The sequence below is a fragment of the Bordetella ansorpii genome, from assembly GCF_900078705.1.
Classification (GTDB): domain Bacteria; phylum Pseudomonadota; class Gammaproteobacteria; order Burkholderiales; family Burkholderiaceae_B; genus Bordetella; species Bordetella ansorpii_A.
The window spans coordinates 659478-675196 of record NZ_FKIF01000001.1 but is presented as its reverse complement, the minus strand read 5'-3'; the positions used below and the strand labels follow the sequence as shown (position 1 = coordinate 675196).

At 68.0% G+C, this 15719-nt stretch carries 15 protein-coding genes; 8 read left to right on the top strand and 7 right to left on the bottom strand.

Annotation, left to right across the window (positions count from 1 at the left end; genetic code table 11):
- Positions 1–23 precede the first annotated feature (23 nt).
- Both A6745_RS02705 and A6745_RS02700 read right to left on the bottom strand, forming a co-directional pair.
- On the bottom strand, positions 24–1094 hold the full coding sequence (locus A6745_RS02705) for a glycerol dehydrogenase (RefSeq protein WP_066123176.1): 1071 nt from the start codon (positions 1092–1094) through the stop codon (positions 24–26).
- A 12-nt stretch (positions 1095–1106) separates the two neighbouring features.
- On the bottom strand, positions 1107–1832 hold the full coding sequence (locus tag A6745_RS02700) for a GntR family transcriptional regulator (protein ID WP_066123174.1): 726 nt from the start codon (positions 1830–1832) through the stop codon (positions 1107–1109).
- A gap of 119 nt (positions 1833–1951) precedes the next feature.
- On the opposite strand from A6745_RS02700, the gene A6745_RS02695 reads away from it, so the two are divergent.
- From A6745_RS02695 to A6745_RS02680, 4 genes are read left to right on the top strand one after another with little or no spacing between them, the layout of a single operon-like run.
- Positions 1952–2809 carry a transketolase gene (locus tag A6745_RS02695; protein ID WP_066123170.1) on the top strand — a complete coding sequence of 286 codons (858 nt, stop codon included), beginning with the start codon at positions 1952–1954 and terminating at the stop codon, positions 2807–2809.
- Between the two features lies 1 nt (position 2810).
- On the top strand, positions 2811–3800 hold the full coding sequence (locus tag A6745_RS02690) for a transketolase family protein (protein WP_066123169.1): 990 nt from the start codon (positions 2811–2813) through the stop codon (positions 3798–3800).
- Positions 3801–3808: 8 nt separating this feature from the next.
- On the top strand, positions 3809–4621 hold the full coding sequence (locus tag A6745_RS02685) for a shikimate dehydrogenase family protein (RefSeq protein ID WP_066123167.1): 813 nt from the start codon (positions 3809–3811) through the stop codon (positions 4619–4621).
- Positions 4622–4634: 13 nt separating this feature from the next.
- Complete coding sequence (locus tag A6745_RS02680; protein WP_066123165.1) at positions 4635–6242, top strand: GMC family oxidoreductase; 1608 nt, start codon at positions 4635–4637, stop codon at positions 6240–6242.
- 213 nt (positions 6243–6455) lie between these two features.
- Here A6745_RS02680 and A6745_RS02675 read toward each other — a convergent pair whose 3' ends face one another.
- Entirely contained in the window at positions 6456–7865 is a 1410-nt protein-coding gene (locus A6745_RS02675) for an N-acetylmuramoyl-L-alanine amidase (RefSeq protein WP_066123164.1), read from the bottom strand.
- Entirely contained in the window at positions 7829–8335 is a 507-nt protein-coding gene (tsaE, locus tag A6745_RS02670; protein WP_066123162.1) for a tRNA (adenosine(37)-N6)-threonylcarbamoyltransferase complex ATPase subunit type 1 TsaE, read from the bottom strand. Before tsaE ends, A6745_RS02675 begins: the two co-directional genes overlap by 37 nt.
- Positions 8336–8477: 142 nt before the next feature.
- Here tsaE and fumC point away from each other — a divergent pair, with 142 nt between their 5' ends.
- Positions 8478–9869 carry a class II fumarate hydratase gene (fumC, locus tag A6745_RS02665; RefSeq protein WP_066123158.1) on the top strand — a complete coding sequence of 464 codons (1392 nt, stop codon included), beginning with the start codon at positions 8478–8480 and terminating at the stop codon, positions 9867–9869.
- Between the two features lie 60 nt (positions 9870–9929).
- Here fumC and A6745_RS02660 read toward each other — a convergent pair whose 3' ends face one another.
- A complete protein-coding gene (locus tag A6745_RS02660; protein ID WP_082852859.1) occupies positions 9930–10823 on the bottom strand; it encodes an AEC family transporter in 894 nt (297 codons plus the stop codon).
- Positions 10824–11011: 188 nt separating this feature from the next.
- Between A6745_RS02660 and A6745_RS02655 the strand changes: the two genes are divergently transcribed.
- Positions 11012–12001, top strand: a complete 990-nt coding sequence (locus A6745_RS02655) for a tripartite tricarboxylate transporter substrate binding protein BugE (RefSeq protein ID WP_066123154.1) — start codon at positions 11012–11014, stop codon at positions 11999–12001.
- Positions 12002–12077: 76 nt separating this feature from the next.
- Positions 12078–12380 (top strand): helix-turn-helix domain-containing transcriptional regulator, encoded by a 303-nt coding sequence (locus A6745_RS27595; RefSeq protein ID WP_082852858.1) that lies wholly within the window; start codon positions 12078–12080, stop codon positions 12378–12380.
- Between the two features lie 13 nt (positions 12381–12393).
- Here A6745_RS27595 and A6745_RS02650 read toward each other — a convergent pair whose 3' ends face one another.
- Positions 12394–13629, bottom strand: a complete 1236-nt coding sequence (locus tag A6745_RS02650; protein ID WP_066123152.1) for an alpha-hydroxy acid oxidase — start codon at positions 13627–13629, stop codon at positions 12394–12396.
- Between the two features lie 22 nt (positions 13630–13651).
- Positions 13652–14644, bottom strand: coding sequence for a Bug family tripartite tricarboxylate transporter substrate binding protein (locus A6745_RS02645; RefSeq protein WP_066123150.1), 993 nt, complete (start codon positions 14642–14644; stop codon positions 13652–13654).
- Between the two features lie 153 nt (positions 14645–14797).
- Between A6745_RS02645 and A6745_RS02640 the strand changes: the two genes are divergently transcribed.
- Positions 14798–15673 (top strand): LysR family transcriptional regulator, encoded by an 876-nt coding sequence (locus A6745_RS02640; protein ID WP_066123148.1) that lies wholly within the window; start codon positions 14798–14800, stop codon positions 15671–15673.
- Positions 15674–15719: the final 46 nt, after the last annotated feature.

The following is a 15719-nucleotide window of genomic DNA, read 5'->3' as shown; positions in this document are numbered from 1 at the left end:
GAACGGACCCGCCCGGGCCAGGCTCAGCCCGCGTGCCGCTGCAACGCCCCGGCCAGTTCCGCCACGCCGAGCTTGCGCGGGAAATTGGCGGCATGGCGCGCTTTCAGCGTCAGGTCGGCGCACAGCGTGAGTTCTGCCTGGTCGATGCGCGTGGCGCCCAGTTCGCGCAAGGTGCGCGGCAGGCCCACGCGGCCATACCATTCGAGCAGTTCTTCACGCACGCCGTCATCGCGCGCTTCCAGGTCGAGCTGAACCAACAGGCCCAACGCCACCTGCATGCCATGCAAGGCTTTCTCCACGCCCGCTATCTTCGACAGGCCGCGCGTCAGCGCGTGCGCGATGGACAGGCCGCCGCTCTCGAAGCCCAGGCCGCTCATCAGGATCATGGCTTCCACGGCGCGCTCGAAGGCCGGGCTGGTCTGGCCGGTGCCCGCGGCCGCCAGCGCCGCCTCGCCATCGGCCAGCAGCGTGGCCGCGCAGCCGTCGGCAATCCGTTGCGCCGTGACCGTGGGGGCGGCGTCGTACATGTTCAGTCCGCCGTTGGCGGCGCATTGCGCGGCCTCGAACTTCTTCGAGATGGCATCGCCCAGGCCGGCGCGGAAGAACAGCGGCGGGGCAGTGGCGACCACCGCGGTATCGACCAGCACCAGCGTGGGATTGAAGAGCATGTGCTCCACCGCCAGCAGATTGTGGTGCTCGTCGTACAGCACGTAGTTCTTGCTGGTGGGCGCGTCGTTGGAGGCCACGGTGGGAACGGTGATCAGGTGGCGGTGCAGGTGCCTGGCCACGGCCTTGCCCGCGTCCAGCGCCTTGCCGCCGCCCACCGCGATGACCATGTCGGCGCCCAGCGCGCCGGCCTGGCCACGCAGCCGCGCCACCACGTCCGGCGTCAGGTCGCCTTCCAGCACCAGCGCGTGCAGGGCCACGCCGTTCGCCTGGCACAGCGCCGCGAGCTTGCCGCCCAGCACGCCGTGTACATAACCGTCTATGACCAGCGCCGCATGGCGGCCGAACACCGCCGCCCAGCGGCCGAGTTCATCGATCGCGCCCGGTCCCTGGTAGTACCGGCTGGGCGCGCCAAACGCCTTCAACATCCTGTCGTCTCCTCATTTGCGAGCGGCGCGGGCGGCGGGCTCGGGCCGGGCCTCGCCGTCGGCCTGCTCTTTTTCCCGTGCGATCAGCCAGTCGATCATCATCTTGCCGCCCCAGCGCAGGTCGTCCTGGAGGGCCTGCGAGGCCGCCTGCGAATCGCGCGCGCGCAGCGCCTCGATGACGGCTTCGTGGCGGTGGCGGTCTTCGGAATAGTCCAGGCCCGCCGTCTTCACGTGGAAGACCTTCAACAGCGGGCCGGTGATGACCCAGAACGACTCCACCGTGTTGCGCAGCGTGGGCATGCGCGCGGCTTCCAGGATGGAGAAGTGGAACTTGCGGTTCAGGTAGCTGGCGCGCTTGGGATCGGTGGCCGTGTTGGCCAGGAAGTCGCGCTGCAGCGACACCAGGTTGTCCAGTTGATGCGGCGTGATCTTCTTGGCGGCCTCGGCCGCGCCCAGGCCTTCGAGCTGCAGGCGGATCTGGTAGATCTCCCACAGGCGCTCGGAGTTGACGAAGGGCACGTACACCGCCGTGGCGGCCTGCATTTCCAGGCCCTGTTCGCTGATCAGGCGGAAGATGGCTTCGCGCACGGGCGTGATGGACACCCCCAGTTCAGCCGCCAGTTCGCCGATGATCAGGCGCTCGCCGGGCTCGTACTGCCCGTCGATCAGGGCATTGCGCAGCTCGTTGTAGACCTTGACGGACAGGTTCTCTTTTTTAACGGGCTTCAGAGTGGTCATGGGGGGCGGGCAGGAAGGAAAAGATGCGGCGTGGGCACTGATTCTAGCTTGGCGAACCCCAATTCAAGCCGGGTAGGTATATTATATATGATATATCTTCAACCACAAGGAACAGCGCCATGACGCATGTACCGGCATATCCCACCTCGGAGGAGATCGAGCGGTTGCGGGAAAAAGCCCGCTTCGTCCGGCTGGAGACGATCCGATTGATCGAGATCGCCAAGGTCGGCCACTACAGTTCGGTATTTTCATGCGCGGAGATCTTTGCCGCGCTGTACTACGACGTGATGCGGCTGCGCCAGGGCGAACCCGCCTGGGCCGGCCGCGACCGCTTTCTCATGGGCAAGGGCCATGCCGCCGTGGGCCTGTTTCCCATCCTGGCCGACCTGGGTTTCATCGGCCGCGAACTGCTGGATGGCTATACCCGCCTGGGCAGCCCGCTGGGCGACCACCCCGACATGAGCAAGGTGCCGGGCGTGGACTTCAGTTCGGGGTCCATCGGCCACGCGCTGTCCAACGGCGTGGGCATGGCGATGGGCGGGCGGCTCGACAAACTCGACTACCACACCTTCGTCATGCTGGGCGATGGCGAGATGCAGGAAGGGCAGGTGTGGGAAGCGGCGCTGTTCGCCGCGCACAACAGGCTCAACCGGCTGGTGGCCATCGTCGACCGCAACGGCTATCAACTGGACGGCAAGGTCGACGACGTGATGGGCATCGAATCGCTGGGCGAGAAGTGGCGCGCCTTCGGCTGGGACGTGCACGAGGTCGATGGCCACGACCTGCGCGAGCTGACCGCGCTGCTGCGGCGCCTGCGCGCCGATGCGTCGCGCCAGCGTCCGGCCTGCGTGATCGCGCGCACGCTCAAGGGCAAGGGCGTGTCGTTCATGGAAACCGAGCCGGGCTGGCACCTGGGCTATCTGGCGCCGGCCGATGCCGAGGCCGCCATCGCAGAGATCATGTCGCGGGAAATCTGAAATGAGCCATACCCTTCTTTCTTCCGATTCTTGGCAGTACCGCGCGCTGAACGCCATCAACCCCGGCCTGGACTATCTGTCCAGGGGCCTGATCGCGCTGACCGAAGCCGGCCATCCCGTGGTGGCGGGTTCCGCCGACCTGCAGTATTCCAACGGCCTGAACCGCTACGCCGAGGCCTATCCCGAGCGCTACGTGCAGTTCGGCATCTCCGAACAGAACATGGTGTCGGCCGCCGCCGGCCTGGCGGCCTGCGGCCACATGCCCTTCGTGGCGACGTTCGCCTCCTTCCTGGGGCTGTTGTGCTGCGAGCAGATCCGCATGGACGTGGCCTACACCAGGCTGCCCGTGCGCCTGATCGGCCATCACACGGGCATCAGCCTGGGCTTCTACGGCACCTCGCACCATGCCACCGAAGACATTTCCACCATGCGCGCCATCGCCGGCCTGACCGTGGTGTCGCCCGCCGACGGCCCGCAACTGACGGCCGCCATCGAGGCGTCGGCGGACTGGCCCGAACCGATCTATTTCCGCATCGGCCGTGGCCGCGATCCGCAGGTGTACGCCGACGGCACGCCCTTCGTGTTCGGCCGCGCCATCGTGCACTCGCAGGGCAGCGACCTGAACCTCATCGCCTGCGGCATCACGCTGCATGCCGCGCTGGAGGCCGCCGCGGCACTGAAAGAGCAGGGCTATTCGGTGGGCGTGATCGACATGCCCACCATCAAGCCGCTGGATCGCCAGGCCGTGCTGGCCGCGGCCGGCCAGTCGCGCCTGCTGATGACGGTCGAGGAACACAACGTACTGGGCGGCCTGGGCTCGGCGGTGGCCGAGGTGCTGGCCGACGCCGGCACGGGCACGCGGCTGGTCCGCCATGGCATCCACGACGAATACAGCCTGATCGCGCCGCCCACCACGCTGTACAAGCACTATCAGCTGGATGGCGAAGGCATCCGCCAGGTGGCGTTGCGCCAACTCGAACAATCTTCCTGAGACCGATCATGAGAGAAATCACGGGCTATACCAAGGTGATGGCCATCCTGGCCGATCCCATCGAACACGTGAAAACGCCGCAGCGCATGAACGAGCACCTGGCGCGCCTGGGCTACGACGGCGTGCTGGTGCCGCTGCATGTCCGGCCACAGAACCTGGCCACCGCCCTGCAGGCCATGCGCGGCATGGAGAACCTGGCGGGCAGCATCGTCACCATGCCGCACAAGACCGCCATCCTGGAACTGTGCGACGAGGTCACGCCAGTTGCCCAGAAGATCGGCGCGGCCAACGTGATCCGCCGCGAGGCCTCGGGCCGGCTGGTGGCGCACATGCTGGATGGCGAAGGTTTCGTCACCGGCCTGGCGCAGGCGGGCCTGGACCTGAAGGGCAAGAGCGCCTACCTGGCCGGCGCGGGCGGCGCGGCCAATGCCATCGCCTTCTCGCTGGTGCAGGCGGGCGTCAGCAGCCTGACCGTCTATAACCGCACGGCGTCGCGCGCCGAGGACCTGAAGGCGCGCGTGCTGTCCCTGTATCCCCAGGCCGATGTGCGCATCGGCACCTACGATCCGGCGGGCCTGGACGTGGTGGTCAACGCCACGCCGCTGGGCATGAAGCCGGGCGATGCGCTGCCGGTCGATGTCCAGCGCCTGGACCCGGCGCAATGGGTGTGCGAGGTCATCATGCAGCCGGCCGAGACGGCGCTGATGGCCGAGGCGCGCGCGCGCGGCTGCAAGGTGCAGCCGGGGGGGCCGATGCTGGCCTGCCAGATCGAACTGATGGCGCGCTTCCTGGGCGTCGGCAACGGCGCCGGCGCGGCGTAGCGCGAGGCGACCCATGGACCAGCAAGCCAGCGGGTTCGACTACATCGTCGTCGGCGGCGGCACCGCCGGCGCCATCCTGGCCAACCGCCTGACGGCGGACGGCCGCCACCGCGTCCTGGTGCTGGAGGCGGGCGAGCATGCCTCCAGCATGTGGATCTCGATACCGGCCGGCTTCAGCAAGCTGCTGACCGATCCGCGCTTCAACTGGCGCTTCGCCACCGAGCCCGAGGACAACACGCGCGGCCGCGTGATCTCGGTGCCGCGCGGCAAGGGGCTGGGCGGCTCGACGCTGATCAACGGCATGATCTACGTGCGTGGCCAGCCCGGCGACTACGACGCCTGGGCGCGTGCCGGGGCCACGGGGTGGGGGTGGGCCGATGTGAGGGACGTCTTCCGGCAGATCGAGAACTACGCGCCAGGCGACGCCTCGCGCGGACATGACGGCCCGATGCACCTGGAGCAGGTCGCCGAGCGTTATCCGGTGTCCGATGCTTTCCTGCGGGCCGCGCGGCAGGACGGGCAGACGCTCAACCCCGACTACAACGGCGCCAGCCAGGAGGGCTTCGGCTACTACCAGGTGCTGCAGCATCGCGGCCAGCGCTGGAGCGTGGTCGACGGTTATCTGAAGCCCGCCCTGAAGCGGCCGAACCTGGCCGTGGAGTGCGGCGCGCAGGTCACGCGGCTGCTGTTCGAGGGCACGCGCTGCGTCGGCGTGGAATACACGCAGCGCGGCAAGACGCTGCAGGCGCGCGCGGGCCGCGAGACCCTGCTGTGCCTGGGCGCCGTGCAGACACCGCAACTGCTGGAGCTGTCCGGCGTGGGCAACCCCGAACTGCTGCGCCAGCATGGCATCGGCGTGGTGCTGGCGCGCAGGGGCGTCGGCGAGCACTACATCGACCACTTCGCCACGCGCATGAACTGGCGGGTGCGCAACGCCGTGACGCTGAACGAGATGTCGCGCGGCCTGCGGCTGGCGCGGCAGGTGGCGCGGTACTACGCGATGCGCAAGGGGATCCTGACCCTGGGAACGGGATTGGTGCACGGCTTCGTGCGCACGCGCGTAGACCTGCCCACGCCCGACGTGCAGTACTTCTTCGTGCACGCCAGTTACGCCAACGCGGCCGAGCGCATCCTGGACCGCGAGCCGGGCATGACCATCGGCGTGGCGCAACTGCGGCCCGAATCCATCGGCAGCATCCACATCAAGTCGAAGGATCCCCTGATGGGGCCCTCCATCCGCCCCAACTTCCTGGCGGCCGAAGAAGACCGGCGCAGCCTGGTCGAAGGCATGAAGCTGGCGCGTCGCATCGTGTCGCAGCCCGCCTTGCGGCAGTACGTGGCCCACGAGATGAGCCCGGGCGAAAACGTGCAGGGGGACGACGAATGGCTCGACTTCGCGCGCGCCAACGGCCAGACCATCTACCATCCCATCGGCACCTGCCGCATGGGATCGGATGCGGATGCCGTCACCGATCCGCGCCTGCGGGTCAACGGCATCGCGGGGCTGCGCGTGGTGGACGCTTCGGTGATGCCGTCGATGGTGTCGGGCAATACGCAGGGCGCCGTGATGATGGTGGCGGAGAAGGGCGCGAGGATGATTCTGGAGGACGCCTCGGGATGAGGCGAGAGGGCCCGGCCCATCATCATGGCGGGCCGTGCCATGTCACGCTTTCAGCCGGTGGTTACTGCCACGGCGGATGGGCTTCCCGTCCCGCCGGGAAGCCCATGTCCGCCAGCGAGAGACCGGGTGCGGAAGGAAAGCGTCCGGCAGGCGACAGAGCCTGGCCGGCCACGCTGAATCCGGACCGATCGCTCGCTTAAGATGCGACAGGCCCTAGCTCACGTCGCCCAGCCGCGCCAGCGGCGGATTGGCCGTGAAGTAGCGTCCGATGCCCGTCATGATGGCCTGCGCCAGCTTCTCCTGGTGCGCTTCCGAGCGCAGCAGTTTCTCTTCGCGCGGGTTGCTGATGAAGGCGGTCTCGATCAAGACCGACGGAATGTCCGGCGCTTTCAGCACCGCGAAGCCCGCCTGCTCGACTTCGTTCTTGTGCAGGCGGTTGATCTTGCGCAACTCGTCCAGCAGCGCGGTGCCGACCCGCAGCGAGTCGTTGATCTGCGCGGTGGTCGACAGGTCGAGCAGCACCTTCTGCACCTGGCGGTCGTGCGAGCCCAGGTTGACGCCGCCGATCAGGTCGGCCGCGTTCTCCTTGTTGGCCAGCCAGCGCGCCTGCGTGCTGCTGGCGCCGCGTTCGGACAACGCGAAGACCGAGGTGCCGCTGGCGGTGGGCTTGATGAAGGCGTCGGCGTGGATCGACACGAACAGGTCGGCGCGCACGCGGCGCGCCTTCTGTACCCGCACGTGCAGCGGCACGAAGAAATCGTCGTCCCGGGTCAGGTAGGCGCGCATGTAGGGCTGGGCGTCGATCAGCGTCTTCAGGCGCCGCGCGATGCGCAGCACCACGTCTTTCTCGCGCAGGCCCGAGCCGCCGATGGCGCCCGGGTCCTCGCCGCCATGGCCGGGATCGAGCGCCACGGTCAGCATGCGCTTGCGGCCGGCCGCCGAGCGGGGCGTGGAGGGCGTGACGGGCGGCGCCACGGCCACGGGCGGACGCGGCGTGGGCGTGGGCAATACCGGCGCCGTTTCCTGGCCCTTGGCCAGGGGGACGCCGCCATCGCCGCCGCCCTGGACTGCGCCGTTGCGCGCGATCTCGTCCAGCACGCGCGCCAGCGGATCTTCGACGTCGGGGCCGCCCTGCTTGTTCAGGATCGCCACCAGCGGGTCTTGCGCGATCTTGGGATACAGGTCGAGCACCAGGCGGTACTGGTAGTCGGCGACGGGCTTGAGCGTGAAGACCTGCGGCGCCACGGACTGCTTCAGGTCGAACACGATGCGCACGACGTTGGGGCGGTTCTGCGCCACGCGCAGGCCGCTGATGTAGGGATCGTCGGGGCGGACCTTGCGGACCAAGTCGTTCAGCGCGGCGCTGACGGAAAGGCCTTCGATATCCACCACCAGGCGGTGGGGATTCTCCAGCGTGAAGTGCTCGGCCTTCAGTTCGTGGTCGAGTTCGAGCGTGACGCGGGTGTATTCCTCGGCCGGCCAGGTACGCACCGCCAGGATGGTGGCCGCCTGCGCCAGCTTGGGCAGCACCGGCAGCACCAGCAGCGTGGCGGCGACACTGATGAGGCGCCGCCGCTTGGGGGAGCCTACGTCGAGGGCGGGGTGTTGATCGCGTTCAACCATGTTTGTCCTCGAGCGGTGTAAGCGGTCAGGCCAGCATCACGCCCCTGGCCGGCATACTCCAGGGCGATCAGCAGATCGGGGGGCGGTAACACGTCCCCGGCACGCTCGGGCCATTCGACGAGGACGACCGCATCGTCCCTCAATAAATCCCTGAACCCGGCGTCCAGCCATTCGCGCGGATCGCTAAATCTATAAAAATCAAAGTGATAGAAGTATAAGCTAGAAATTTTATAAGATTCAAGCAATGCATAGCTCGGGCTCTTGATCCGGCCCTGAACGCCGCATGCGCGCAACAGGGCCCGCGCCAGGGCCGTCTTGCCCGCCCCGAGGTCGCCCGACAGGTGGATGCGCCCCCCCGCAGGCATGCCGGCACGGCCGTCCAGAAGGGGGGCCAGTTGCCGCGCCAGGGCTTCGGTGGCGGCTTCGTCGGGCAGGTGCAGCAGGCGCGGGGCGTGCGGAGGGGATGTCATGGCGGAATCCAGGCGCGGTGTTAAAACCGGGAGAGTGCCCGCGATTATAGGAAGCGCGCTTTCTGCTACGCTTCCATTGATATCGATTCTCGTTCTAATTTTCCCGGCAGGGCCGGGATCGCCGCAACGGAGCTGCACCGCCATGAAGACGCGTACCGAGAAAGACACCTTCGGCCCCATCGAGGTCCCCGACGATCATCTGTGGGGCGCGCAGACGCAGCGCTCGCTGCATTTCTTCGCCATTTCCACCGAGAAGATGCCGGTGCCGCTGGTGACCGCCATGGCCCGCCTCAAGCGCGCCGCCGCGCAGGCGAACGCCGGCCTGGGCGAACTGGACGGGCAGATCGCCGGGGCCATCGCGCAGGCCGCCGACGAAGTCATCGCGGGCAAGTGGCCGGACGAGTTCCCGCTGTCCGTGTGGCAGACCGGCTCGGGCACGCAAAGCAACATGAACATGAACGAAGTGCTGGCCAACCGCGCGTCCGAGCTGCTGGGCGGCGAGCGCGGCGAAGGCCGCAAGGTCCATCCCAACGACCACGTCAACCGCGGCCAGTCGTCCAACGACACCTTCCCGACCGCCATGCACGTGGCGGCCGCCGTCGAGGTCGAGCAGACCCTGCTGCCGGCCCTGAAGGCGCTGCGCGCCACGCTGGCCCGGAAGAGCGCGGACTTCTACGACATCGTGAAGATCGGCCGCACCCACCTGCAGGACGCCACGCCGCTGACGCTGGGGCAGGAACTGTCGGGCCACGTGGCCCAACTGGACCTGGCCGAGCAGCAGATCCGCGCCACGCTGCCGGGCCTGCACCAGTTGGCCATCGGCGGCACCGCCGTGGGCACGGGCCTGAACGCCCACCCCGAATTCAGCGCCCGCGTGTCCGCCGAACTGGCCCGCGACACGGGCAGCGCCTTCGTGTCGGCGCCCAACAAGTTCCAGGCCCTGGCCTCGCACGAGGCGCTGCTGTTCTCGCACGGCGCCCTGAAGACCCTGGCCGCGGGCCTGATGAAACTGGCCAACGACGTGCGCTGGCTGTCCAGCGGTCCGCGTTCGGGCCTGGGCGAGATCAGCATTCCCGAGAACGAGCCGGGCAGCTCCATCATGCCGGGCAAGGTCAACCCGACGCAGTGCGAGGCCATCACCATGCTGGCCGCGCAGGTCATGGGCAACGACGTGGCCATCAACATCGGCGGCGCCAGCGGCAATTTCGAGCTGAACGTCTACAAGCCGCTGGTCATCCACAATTTCCTGCAGTCGGTGCGCCTGCTGGCCGACGGCATGGCCAGTTTCGACCGGCACTGCGCCGCGGGCATCGAGCCCAACCGCGAGCGCATCGCCGACCTGGTGGACCGCTCGCTGATGCTGGTGACCGCGCTGAACCCGCACATCGGCTACGACAAGGCCGCGCAGATCGCCAAGAAGGCGCACAAGGAGAACCTGTCGCTGAAGGAATCCGCGCTGGCGCTGGGCTATGTGACCGAAGACGAGTTCGCGCGCTGGGTCGTGCCGGCGGACATGACCAACGCCAGGCGTTGAGGATGTGAAGGGCGGGGCATCGATTGGCGAGGCCCCAGCCTGAACAGGAAAACCGCGCGCTCAGCCCGTCACCATCAGCCAGAACGGGATGGTGGCGGCCGACAGCAGCGTGCCCAGCGAGATCAGCACGGCCACCATGCGGCCGTCGCCGCCCATGCGCATGGCCAGCACGTAGGCCGCCGAGGCCGTGGGCAGGGCCGCGAACAGCAGCAGCATGCGCGATTCCAGCGGCGGCAACCCCAGCAGTGCGGCGGCGCCCAATGCCACCGTTGGCAGCAGCAGCAGCTTGACCACGATCATCCACGCGATCAGCTTCCCTTGGCCGCGTCCGCCCTCCCACGACAGGCTGGCGCCCACGCAGATGATGCCCAGTGCCAGCGCGGCGGCTCCCAGCCGGCTGAACACCGTATCCACCGGGCCGGGCAGCGACAGGCCCGCCAGGTTGCACGCCAGTCCCAGCAGCGTGGCCAGCAGCAGCGGATTGCGCAGCAGTTCCTTGAACACGTTGCCGCCGCCGTGGCGCGCCAGCGCGTACACCGCGGCCACGTTGGCCATCGGCACCGCGAAGCCCACGATCAGCGCCATGGTCGATTGGCCTTGCGGGCCGCCCAGGCTGGCCGCCAGCGCCAGCCCGATATAGGTGTTGAAGCGGTAGCCGCATTGCGCGGCCGAGGCATGGGCCATGGGCGCGCAGCGCAGGGCCGGCAGCGCCAGCCAGGCCAGCAGCACGCCCACCACGATCACCAGCGCCGTGGCCTGCAGCAGCAGCAGGGCGCTGCCGGCCGAGATGGGCGTGCGCAGCACCGACTGGAACAACAGCGCCGGGAACAGCACGAAGTAAACCAGGCGTTCGGTGCCGGCGAAGAAATCGCGCGAGTATCCCAACCTGTGGCGCAAGGCCCAGCCCAGTGCTACCAGAAGAAAATCGGGCAAGACCAGCAAAGCGACCGACATGTGGGGGCCAAAGGGGTTGATTTTCGGGAAAGCAGCGATGTGCGCTGCGGAAATTTGCTGCTATTCTTCGTCGTCCAGGCGCAGCCGCGGACCATGTATCCGCGACGCACGCTCATAAGATCGCACGGCATATCTCAGCACAAAGCGGCTTTTTTTGACCGCAGCCGCATTCTAGGAGGAAACACCCCATGCTTAAAGTCCGCACCCTGGCCCACGCCATCGCCCTGGCCAGCGGCGTCGCCGCTGTCGCCGCCGCGTCCGTCGCCAATGCTGCCGGCTATCCCGAGCGTCCGATCCGCGTGATCGTGCCGTTTGCGCCCGGTGGCTCCACTGACATCATCGCCCGCCTGGTCACCACGCGCATGAGCCAGGAACTGGGCCAGCCCATGGTCGTCGAGAACAAGGGCGGCGCCGGCGGCGCCATCGGCGCGGCGGAAGCCGCCAAGGCCGCCGCCGACGGCTACACGCTGTCGATCGCCACGGTGTCCACCATGGCCGTCAACCCGGCCTGCCGCCCCAACGACCTGCCCTACGATCCGATCAAGGACTTCCAGCCGATCACCAACTTCGCCAACACGGCCAACGTCGTGGCGGTCAACCCGAAGTTCCCGGCCAAGGATTTCAAGGAATTCCTCGAAGTCCTGAAGAAGAACCCCAACAAGTATTCGTACGGCAGCTCGGGCACTTGCGGCGTGCTGCACCTGATGGGTGAATCCTTCCGCATGGCCACCGGCACCGACATCGTGCACGTGCCGTACAAGGGTTCGGGCCCGGCCATCGCCGACGCCGTCGGCGGCCAGATCGAAGTGCTGTTCGACAACCTGCCGTCGTCGATGCCGCAGATCCAGGCCGGCAAGCTGCGCGCCATGGCCATCGCATGGCCCGAGCGCATCGCCGCCATCAAGGACGTGCCCACCTTCGCCGACGTTGGCCAACCGGTGCTGAACCAGCCCGTGTGGTACGGCCTGCTGGCCCCCAAGGGCACGCCGATGGACATCGTGAACAAGCTGCGCGATGCCGCCGTGGTGGCCCTGAAGGACCCGAAGGTCATCAAGGCGCTGGACGACCAGGGCTCGGCGCCGTCGGGCAACACGCCCGAAGCGTTCGCCAAGGAAATCCAGGCGCAGTACGACTGGGCCAAGGACGTCGTGAAGAAGCAGAACATCAAGCTGGACTGATCGCTCGATGCGATGACGCGGTAGCGTCGTCGAGAGAACGCCCCGTCCGGGTTCGTGAACGGATGGGGCGTTTTGCATTTGTGGTTGGCAAAAGGGGTTTGCATACCGTGAAGACCCGGCTCTGGTGCTTGAGGTCATCAACAGCATTCTCGAAGAAGGCGACCAAGGAGAATTGCTTGTGGTATTGCGCCAGTTGGCCCAGGCGTTCGGTGGGGTTCAAGCAGTTGCCGAGCATGCGCAACTCAATCCAACGCAGATCTACCGCACGTTGTCGTCCAGGGGCAATCCAGCAGTGAGCAGTCTGGCGGCCATACTCAAAGCAATGGGTTTACGACTGGCCGTGCTGCCTGTCAGTGCCGGTCAGGCTTCGGCTGCCTGAGGACTGTCCAATTTTATTTCGGCCGGCGCAGCGTCAGGTGTTCTTCCGCCTTGATCTGGTCCACCGAGGTCACCCCCAGCATCGCCATGTCGCGCGACACCTCCTGCGTCAGCAGCCGGATGCCGTGTTCCAGCGCGGGCAGGCCGCCGACGGCAGCGGCGTAGCCGAAGGGCCGGCCCACGAAGGCCATGCGCGCGCCCAGGGCCAGGGCCTTCAGCACGTCGGTGCCGCGCCGCACGCCGCTGTCGATCATCACCGGGATGCCGGGGCAGGCGCGCACCACCTCGGGCAGCGCGCGCAGCGGCGCCACCGCGCCGTCCAGCTGGCGGCCGCCATGGTTCGACACGATGATGCCGTCCGCGCCGCAGTCCTGCGCGCGCCGGGCATCGTCGCCGCGCAGGATGCCCTTGACCACCAGCCGGCCGCGCCACAGCCGGCGGATGTTGCGCAGGTCGTCCCAGTGCAGGTGGCCGCGCTCCGAAAAATCGCGCATCACGGACGGCGAGAGAATGGGGGCGCCGCGCGTGGCGTAGTTGTTCTCGAAGTGCGGCATGCCGTGCTTGACCAGCGTGCGCAGAAAGGTGCCGCACAGCCAGCGCGGATGCGTCAGGCCCTGCCAGGCCAGGCTCAGGCTGGGCCGCAGCGGCGCCGAGAAGCCCATGCGCACGGTGTTCTCGCTGTTGGGCGGCACGGGCGTGTCCACCGTCACCACCAGGGTCTTGAAGGCGGTGCGCGACACCCGGTCTATCAGGGCTTCCAACGCGGCGCGGTCGCCGGGCAGGTACGCCTGGAACCAGGCGCCGGGATGCTGTTCGGCCACGTCCTCCAGGCGGATCAGCGAGGAGCCGCTCATGATCATCGGCAAGCGCGCGGCGCGCGCGGCCTGGGCGATGACGACGTCGCCGCGATAACTGGACAGCGCGGTCAGTCCCAGCGGCGAGAAACCGAAGGGCGCCGCGTAGGTTTCTTCGAACAGCGTGGTGGCGGTGCTGCGCCTGGACACGTCCACCATGACGCCGGGCCGGAAGCCATACTCGGCGTAGGCCGCGCGATTGTCGTCGAACGAGGCGCCCGTTTCCGCCACCGCGCTCATGTAGCCGTACACGGGGCGGGGCAGATGGCGGCGCGCGAGGGTCTCGAAGTCGTCCAGCGACAGCACGCCGCGCAGGCGCCGGGGCGGCCGGGCCGCGGGGGCGGCAATGGGCTTGGGGGCGGCGGACAGGTCCGGCATGGCTGTGCTGGGATGCATACGAGGACTTCCTTCTGTGCGTTTATTCCGGCTTGATGCCGGACTTCTTGATGAGACCGCCCCACTTGACGCTCTCGGCTTGCATGTACTGGCGGAACGCGGCGCTGTCGCGGCCCTCCAGCGTGGCGCCCTGCTCGGCCATCTTGGCGCGCAGGTCGGGATCGGCCAGGGCCTGCTGCACGCCGGCCTCCAGTCTGGACACGGCCGCTTGCGGCGTGCCGGCGGGCGCGTAGAGGCCAAACCACGTCAGGGCCTCGAAGCCTTGCAGGCCGGATTCGCTGACGGTGGGAATCTCGGGCGCGCTGGGCGAGCGCCGCAGGCTGGACACGGCGATGGCGCGCAGCTTGCCGCTGCGGATGTGCGGCAGCAGGGTGGGCAGGTTGCTGAACATCAGCGGCACCTGGTTGCCCAGCACGTCGGTGATGGCGTTGGCCTCGCCCTTGTACGGGATGTGCACCATCCGCGTGCCGGCCATGGCGTTGAACAGCTCCATGGACACGTGCTGCGGGCCGCCCAGGCCCGACGAGGCGTAGCTCAGCTCGCCCTTCCGGTCTTTTGCGTACTGGATGACGTCCTGCACGGTGTGCAGCGGCAGCGAGGGATGTACCACCAGCACCAGCGGCACCGAGGCCACCAGCGACACGGGCACGAAGTCCTTGATCGGATCGAAGCGCAGGTTGGGGTACATGCTGGGCGCGACCACCATGGTCGACTGCGTGCCCAGCAGCAGCGTGTAGCCGTCCGGCTTGGCGCGCGCGGTGGCCTCGGCGGCGATGGTGCCGGTGGCGCCCGGACGGTTCTCGATCACGTAGGGCTGGTTGAACTGCTTGCCCAGCGCCTGGCCCAGCTGGCGCGCCACCAGGTCGACCGCGCCGCCCGCGGAGAAGCCCACCATCAGGGTGGTGGAGCGGCTGGGGTAGGCATCCTGCGCCCAGGCGCCGCCGGCCAGGGTGGCCAGGCCACCCGCCAGCAGGGCGGAAAGGGTGCGTCGGCGTAGGGGATCGATCGTGGTCATGCGTGTCTCCTGTTGGAATAGGTGTCTGCCTGCCGGGACGGATGGGTTCTCCGCCTGTTGTTCTGCGTAGCGCGGGCCAAGTGAATTGTGGATTCGGGATGACTGAAGCACAATTTCGTTTTTGAGCTTTCAAACTGAATTTTTTATTGATTCATGGATACGCGCTTTCTCGATACCTTCGTGATGGTGGCCGAATGCGGCTCGATGGCCGAAGCCGCGCGGCGCAGCAACGTCACGCCCACGGCGCTGGCGCAGCGCCTGCGCGCGCTGGAGCGCGAATTCGGCGTGCCGCTGTTCACGCGCTCGGGGCGCTTCGTGCGCATCACCGAAGGCGGGGCGCGCTTGCTGGACCGCGCGCGCCGCTTCCAGCGCGAGCTGTACGAACTGAAGGCCGCGGTGTCGACCGAGGGTTTTCCGGGCGGCCTGCGCATCGGCACCATCCGCACGGCGCTCACCAACGTCATGCCCGATCTGCTGAAGTACGTCGCCGAGACCTATCCCCGGCTGGACGCCATGCTGGAGATCGGCGTGTCGCACGAGCTGTACCACCAGGTCACCGCGGGCAAGGTCGATGCGGCCCTGGTGGTCGAACCGCCGTTCCGGCTGCCCAAGCCGTTCGCATGGCAGACGCTGCGCGTCGAACCGCTGGTGCTGCTGGCGCCGGCCTTGCGGGTGCGCGGGCGCAAGGTCGACGTGGACCGCCTGCTGGCCACGCAGCCCTTCATCCGCTACGACCGCCGCACCTGGGGCGGCTCGCTGGCCGACCAATACCTGCAGCAGCGCGGCCTGCGCCCGCAGGAGCGCTTCGAGATGGATGCGCCCGACGGCATCCTGATGCTGGTGGGGCGGGGCCTGGGCGTTTCGCTGGTGCCCAACTGTTTCCGGCCCGAGGCCGTGCCCAAGAACGTGGCGGTGCTGCCCTTGCCGCGCAACAAGCTGGAACGCAGGCTGGGCATGCTGTGGCCCGCGCAGTCGCCATACGCACGGCTGTTCCGCGAGATGATAGCCGCGGCCACGGCGCAGAAATAATCAGGCCGCGGGCCGATTGCCCGCGGCCCGTACGGCGCGCGCCTGC